The sequence below is a fragment of the Promicromonospora kroppenstedtii DSM 19349 genome, assembly GCF_000515355.1.
GTDB lineage: Bacteria > Actinomycetota > Actinomycetes > Actinomycetales > Cellulomonadaceae > Promicromonospora > Promicromonospora kroppenstedtii.
Window position 1 is genome coordinate 28,731 of sequence record NZ_KI911670.1, and the last position, 3,671, is coordinate 32,401.

Below are 3,671 nucleotides of genomic sequence, written 5' to 3' on the forward strand. Positions count from 1 at the left end.
CCGCCACCGACATGTGCGGGTAGAGCGCGTAGTTCTGGAAGACCATCGCGATGTCGCGGTCCTTGGGCTGCACGTCGGTGACGTCGCGGTCACCGATGAAGATGTGCCCGCCGTTGACGTCCTCGAGACCCGCGAGCATGCGCAGGGACGTGGACTTGCCGCAGCCGGACGGGCCGACGAGGACGAGGAACTCGCCGTCCTCGATCTCCAGGTTCAGCTGGTCGACGGCCGGGCGCTCCGTGCCCGGGTAGACGCGCGTCGCGTGGTCAAAGGTGACCGTAGCCATGAGAAAACATCCCTCCACCGGCAGGTACGTGCCGGACGATCCGTTGTGGTCGGGTGCCGTTGCTTCCACTGACGTGTCGGCGGTGACACTGTTGCAGCGCGATCGTACCCCGGTTGGTCAAGGTCGCGGTACAGACCAGGTCACAGGCAGGTCACTCCTCGCCCAGGGTGCGGGCGAGACCGGCCAGGACGGCGGCGAGCGCGTCGGGGTCGGGCACGCGGTGGGACGCGAGGGTGTCGCCCGTGCCGACCTTGATCGTCAGGTCGCCGGACTCCAGCGCGCCGAAGGCCGCCTCGTCGGTGGTGTCGTCGCCCGCGTACAGCACGCGTACCTTCTCGACGCCCAGCTCGGCCGCCACGGTGCCGCGCAGGCGGCGCAGCGCCTCGCCCTTGCTCGTGGGCACCACCGAGACCTCGACCACGTCCTTGCCGTGCATGGCGGGCAGCCCCTGGTTGGCGGCCACCTCGTCGGCGGCCACCGTGATGGCCGCGGCGTCGTCCACGCTCGCCAGGCGCGTGTGCACGACGGCGGCGGCGGGCTTGACCTGCACCCACGCCCCCTCCCGGCCCGAGACCGCGGACTCGAAGCCCGCCACGAGCGCGTCGAGCTGGCCGGACTGGGTGGTTGTCAGGCGGAACGGCACCTGCTCCACGCCGGAGCTGGTGGCCCGGCCGGCCTCGGCACCATGGCTGCCCACGAGGAACGTGCCCTCGGGGGCCACCGTGCGCTCGGCGAGGTCGGACAGGTCGCGCCCGGAGACGAACGCGAGGCGCACCGGAGCCTCGTGCGTGAGGGCGTGCAGCTGCTCGATCGCGGCCCGGGCCGCACGGGTCATGGCGGACGCCTTGGGGTCGTCGACCAGGGGCGCGAGCGTGCCGTCGAAGTCGGAGGCGAGCAGCCAGCCGGTCGTCGGCTTCTTGCGCCGCCCGTTGCCGTTGCTCATCCGGGCCAGGCCCTTGGCGGGCACGCCCTCCGGCAGGGTGGTGAACGCCGTGAGCGCGTCGCGGAGGTTGTGGTGGCGGGGCTCCGCGGCGCGCGGGTCCACGCTGAGCGGCCGGGGCGGCACCGCGGTGAGCACTCCCAGGAAGGTCTCGGACCACTTGGCGACGTCGTCCGCGAGTACCTTGCGGCGCAGGCGGCGCATGCGGCGACGCTGCTCCTTGGGGTCCATGGTCGCGGCGGCCACGATGATGTCCTTCATGCCGTCGATGTCGTGCGGGTTGACCAGCAGGGGGCCGGGGGAGAGCTCGTCGGCGGCACCGGTGAACTCGCTCAGCACCAGGGCACCCCGCTCGTCGGAGCGGGCGGCGATGTACTCCTTGGCGACCAGGTTCATGCCGTCGCGCAGCGAGGTGACCAGCAGCACGTCCGCCGCGAGGTAGAGAGCGGCCATCTCCTCGGGCGGGTAGGAGTGGTGCAGGTAGTGGATCGCGGAGTGGCCCAGCTCGCCGTACTCGCCGTTGATGCGGCCCACGAGGACCTCGACGTGCTCGCGGAGCTCCTGGTAGGCGCCCACGTTCTCGCGGCTCGGGCTGGCGACCTGCACGAGCGTGGCGTGCTCGACGTCGAGGCGGCCGTCGTCGAGCAGCTCGCCGTACGCCTTGATGCGGTGCCGGATGCCCTTGGTGTAGTCGAGGCGGTCCACGCCCAGCATCAGCGTGTCCGGGTTGCCGAGGTCGGCCTTGATCTCCTTGGCGCGGGCCTGCACCTCGGGCGTGCGCGCCAGGCTGTCGAACCGGTGGGAGTCGATCGAGATGGGGAACGACGACGCCCGCACGTGCCGGCCGGGCCGCCCGTCGGCGTCCGGGATCGTGATCACGGGGCCGCGGGTGGTGTAGCCCGTCAGCCGGCGTGCGGACCGCACGAAGTTCGCGGCGTCGCCGTTGCGCTGGAAGCCCACGAGGTCAGCGCCCAGCAGGCCGTCGATGATCTGCCGCCGCCACGGGAGCTGCGCGAACAGCTCGACCGGGGGGAACGGGATGTGGTCGAAGAACCCGATGCGCAGGTCCGGGCGCAGGTCGCGCAGCATGCGGGGAACGAGCTGGAGCTGGTAGTCGTGCACCCAGACGACGGCGCCCTCGGCGGCCTGCTCGGCGGCGGCGTCGGCGAAGCGCTGGTTGACGCGGCGGTACGCGTCCCACCACTGCCGGTGGTAGGCGGGCGGGGCGATGACGTCGTGGTAGAGCGGCCAGAGGGTGTCGTTGGAGAACCCCTCGTAGTAGCGCTCGATCTCGGTGGCGCTCAGCGTGACCGGCACCAGCATGACGCCGTCCGCCTCGAAGGGCTCGTGCGCCAGGTCCGGGGCGCCGGACCAGCCGACCCAGGCGCCGTCCGCGCCGTGCATCACAGGTTCCAGGGCCGTGACCAGGCCTCCTGGCGACCTCTGCCAGGTGAGGCCACCGTCCGGGCCGACCGTGAAGTCGACCGGGAGCCGGTTCGCGACGACGACCAGATCGTACCCGTCTTTACCCGGCAATGTACTGCTCCTTATGCGTGGAAGATTCTATCTGTGCAGTGTCAAGAGTAGCGAGGTCTCTTCCCTGCTCAGGGTAACGAGGTCGGCTCCCACTCGAACGCCGGTACGCCGCAGTGCTGGTCAGAGCCTGGATGTTGGCGGGCGTCCGCCGTCCGCGACGGCTACGGTGTGCCTCATGGAGGAGGTGGAGGCGTCGATCGCGCCCCCGCCCGGCTCCGGCCCCGCTGCCGGTTCGAAGCTGGGCGGTTACACGGTCGTGCACGAGATCGGGTCCGGCGCCATGGGCGCCGTCTACCGTGCCCTGGACGACGGCGGCAACGCCGTCGCCCTCAAGATGCTGCACCGCCACCTCGACGACCCCGCGGCCCGCGAACGGCTGCGCCGCGAGGCCACCGCGCTGCAGGGCCTGCGCCACCCGGCCGTCGCCCGCGTCCTGGACGCCGAGCTCGACGGCGCGGACGCCTTCATCGTCACCGAGCTCGTCGAGGGCCCCACCCTCGAGGAGGAGATCGACGCCCGCGGGCCGCTCGACCCCCGGGACCTCTTCGAGCTGGCCGACCAGCTCGCCGACGCCCTCGAGGCCGTGCACGGCACCGGCGTCGTGCACCGCGACCTGACCCCCTCCAACGTGCTCATCGCGCGCACCGGGCCCGTCCTCATCGACTTCGGGCTCGCGCAGGGTCCCGGCGACCCACGCGCCACCCGGACCGGGTTCGTCATGGGTACCCCCGGCTACCTCGCCCCCGAGCTGCTCGACGGCGCCGAGCCCGGCCCCGACACCGACTGGTGGTCCTGGTCCGCGGTGCTCGCGTTCGCAGGCACCGGCCGCGCGCCGTTCGGCGTCCGGCCCACCGAGCTCGTGCTGCGGCGCTCGCGGCAGGGCCAGGCCGACCTCGACGGGCTGGAGCC

3 protein-coding genes are annotated in these 3,671 nt (G+C 72.2%); 1 reads left to right on the forward strand and 2 read right to left on the reverse strand.

Annotated features, from left to right (window positions below; translation table 11 throughout):
- Both PROKR_RS13515 and otsB read right to left on the reverse strand, forming a co-directional pair.
- Window positions 1-286: ATP-binding cassette domain-containing protein (locus PROKR_RS13515; RefSeq protein ID WP_036964080.1), on the reverse strand; the 286-nt coding region annotated here is incomplete at its 3' end.
- A 151-nt stretch (window positions 287-437) separates the two neighbouring features.
- Window positions 438-2,762 (reverse strand): trehalose-phosphatase, encoded by a 2,325-nt coding sequence (gene otsB, locus PROKR_RS13520; RefSeq protein WP_036964082.1) that lies wholly within the window; start codon window positions 2,760-2,762, stop codon window positions 438-440.
- Window positions 2,763-2,937: 175 nt separating this feature from the next.
- Here otsB and PROKR_RS13525 point away from each other — a divergent pair.
- On the forward strand, window positions 2,938-3,671 hold a 734-nt coding region (locus PROKR_RS13525), incomplete at its 3' end, for a serine/threonine-protein kinase (RefSeq protein WP_157602067.1).